The 2,363-nt window shown below is 60.9% G+C and carries 3 protein-coding genes; all 3 read right to left on the bottom strand.

The window, feature by feature from the left end; all coding sequences use genetic code 11:
* Window positions 1-140 precede the first annotated feature (140 nt).
* The 3 genes from WB528_RS21835 to WB528_RS21825 are packed head-to-tail and all read right to left on the bottom strand — an operon-like array spanning window position 141 to window position 2,224.
* The gene (locus tag WB528_RS21835) at window positions 141-614 is read right to left on the bottom strand and encodes a DoxX family protein (protein ID WP_423890584.1); all 474 of its coding nucleotides are present in this window, start codon (window positions 612-614) and stop codon (window positions 141-143) included.
* A gap of 30 nt (window positions 615-644) precedes the next feature.
* On the bottom strand, window positions 645-1,895 hold the full coding sequence (chrA, locus tag WB528_RS21830; RefSeq protein WP_423890583.1) for a chromate efflux transporter: 1,251 nt from the start codon (window positions 1,893-1,895) through the stop codon (window positions 645-647).
* Window positions 1,892-2,224, bottom strand: a complete 333-nt coding sequence (locus WB528_RS21825) for a PadR family transcriptional regulator (RefSeq protein ID WP_423890582.1) — start codon at window positions 2,222-2,224, stop codon at window positions 1,892-1,894. Before WB528_RS21825 ends, chrA begins: the two co-directional genes overlap by 4 nt.
* Between the last annotated feature and the right edge of the window lie 139 nt (window positions 2,225-2,363).

The following is a 2,363-nucleotide window of genomic DNA, read 5'->3' as shown; positions in this document are numbered from 1 at the left end:
GCACGGTATCGCGGCAACCTCCGATGCGAGCTTCGGAATCAAAGGAGCTCTAGTAACTTATTGATTCTAGTGCGGCCTTGAATTTGAAGTTCCTATAAAACGATTGCCGCAACACTGATAGGAACTTCAAATTCGCCGCACTAGTATCGCGACAGCCGGTCATCCATCGACCACTTTCCGGCACCGACGATTGCGAGATAAATGCATCCCAAAAGCATGGTCAGGTCGGCGCGAGATTCATGTATCACGCTCCAGAAGCCCAGGCGTTTCATGTCCGCCGGCAGATGAAACATCCCGACGTCGTGGCCGAACAGGATCGGAAGCTTGGTGGAAATGAGCGCCACGATCATGATGATGATCAGCGGCAGCGCGGCGAGCCGCGTCAAAAGCCCGATGATGATCAGCGTGCCGCAGATGATCTCGACCAGGCCTACAAACGGGCCCAGGAGGTCGGGATAGGGAATGCCGATTTTCGCAAAGCGCCCGGCGCCCAGAATATCGGGATAAGCGAGCTTTTGAATGCCCTCGGGCAGAAAGACGATCAGCCCGACCAGAAGCCGCACCAGGATGGTCCAGCCGGATTCGCTTGTCCGCATGGTATCATTCAAGGTCATCGTAGCCTCCCTTTTATAGAAAGCACCGTTTCAAAAAAATTGCGACAACGTGCCCGCAGCCGCGAGCAGCACGACGACTATCCATGACGGCAGCTTCCAGACCACAAGCAGCAAAAAGCCGAAAAGCGCGAGCGCAAAATCGCGCGGGTTTGTGACCGCGCTGGTCCAGACCGGATGATAGAGCGCGGCACCCAAAATGCCGACCACGGCGGCATTGGTGCCGCGCATCGCCGCTTGGGCGATCGGGCGGGAGCGTATCGCGTCCCAGAACGGCAACATGCCGTAGACCAGCAGCATGCCCGGCAGCAACAGCGCGACCAGCGCGATCGCCGCACCGGCAAAACCATTCGGCGGGGCGTTCATGACGGCGCCAAGATAGGCGGCGAACGTAAAGACCGGTCCCGGCACCGCCTGCGCCAGCCCATAGCCGGCGAGGAATGCTTCGTTGCTCACCCATCCTGGGGTCACCACCTCGGCCTGCAACAGCGGCAGCACGACATGGCCGCCGCCAAACACCAGCGCGCCGGAACGGTAGAACGCATCGAACAGCGCGAGTGCATGCGATTGCGTCGCCGCCGTCACGACAGGCGACAGCAGCAACAACGCCGCGAACAGAAAAAGCGCGATACCGCCGTTCCATCGCGTGACCGGAAAATTCAGCCGACCCGAGACGGCGGCGGCCTCGCCGCGGCAAAGCCACAGGCCGAAAGCCGCGCCGAGCACGATCGCCGAAACCTGGGCGAATGATCCCGCAAACAGGACGACGACCGCAAGCGCAGCCAGCGCGATCGCTGCGCGCGGCCGATCCGGCGTCAGGCTTTTCGTCATTCCCCATACAGCCTGGGCGATCACCGCGACCGCGACGAGTTTCAGCCCGTGCAAAAAGCCGTCCGCGACGGGGCCGGTGAAATGCGCCGCGCCGAGCGCAAAAGCAAACATGATCGCCGCCGAGGGCAGCGTGAAGGCCAGCCACGCCGCCAATCCCCCGAGAAGGCCGTTGCCGCGCAGCACGCCGAGGGAGAAGCCGACCTGGCTTGACGCAGGGCCTGGCAGGAACTGGCAAAGCGCAATGAGATCGGCAAAAGTCGTCTCGTCAAGCCATTGCCGCCGGATGACCAGCTCTTGCCGGAAATAACCGAGATGCGCGACCGGGCCGCCAAAGGACATCACGCCGAGCTTGAGAAAGGCCGCGAATACCTCGCCGACCGAGCCGGTACGCGGCGCTTCTCCGGAAATCGAGCCTTGCCCGGTCGATGCGGCCGGCGCGCCAGAATTGTTCATCGCGATCTCCGCGCGCGCTTCGAAGGTCGGCGCGGCACGATTTCGCCGAACAGTTCCTTCGCCTTGTTTCGCGCAATGGAAAGAGCTTTGGCCCCGGCCGGGGTCGCCCGATAGAATTTGCGTACCGTCTGGCCGTCGCGTTCGAGACGCGAAACCAGATAGCCTCTCGTCTCAAGCCTGCGGAGCATCGGATAGAGCGTGCCGGGACTCAGACTGTAACCATGGCGGCCCAGCTCATCGATCATCCATTTGCCATAGAGTTCGCCTTCCACGGCGTGGTGAAGAATATGAAGACGAATGAAGCCGCTCAACAGATCGTGATGTTCCAAGTCCTGTTCAATCCCGTTATCGCGGTGGACTCCTGAACGGTTTTACTATCGGTTTTCGATATCGAATTCAATATTCGAACTTGGCGACACCCGGGTTGGTGATGCCGGACAGGAGCGCGGGGATGACGTTTGGCCGGCG

Origin of the sequence: Bradyrhizobium sp., assembly GCF_049586575.1 — a bacterium.
Lineage (GTDB): Bacteria > Pseudomonadota > Alphaproteobacteria > Rhizobiales > Xanthobacteraceae > Bradyrhizobium.
Note: the sequence above shows the minus strand (reverse complement) of the source record. Positions and strands in the feature narration are given on the sequence as shown.

What these genes read in the sequence shown, in the direction of transcription:
- WB528_RS21835 (WP_423890584.1), bottom strand. Translation starts at nt 614, where the DNA reads ATGACCTTGAATGATACCATGCGGACAAGCGAATCCGGCTGGACCATC.
- chrA (WP_423890583.1), bottom strand. Translation starts at nt 1,895, where the DNA reads ATGAACAATTCTGGCGCGCCGGCCGCATCGACCGGGCAAGGCTCGATT.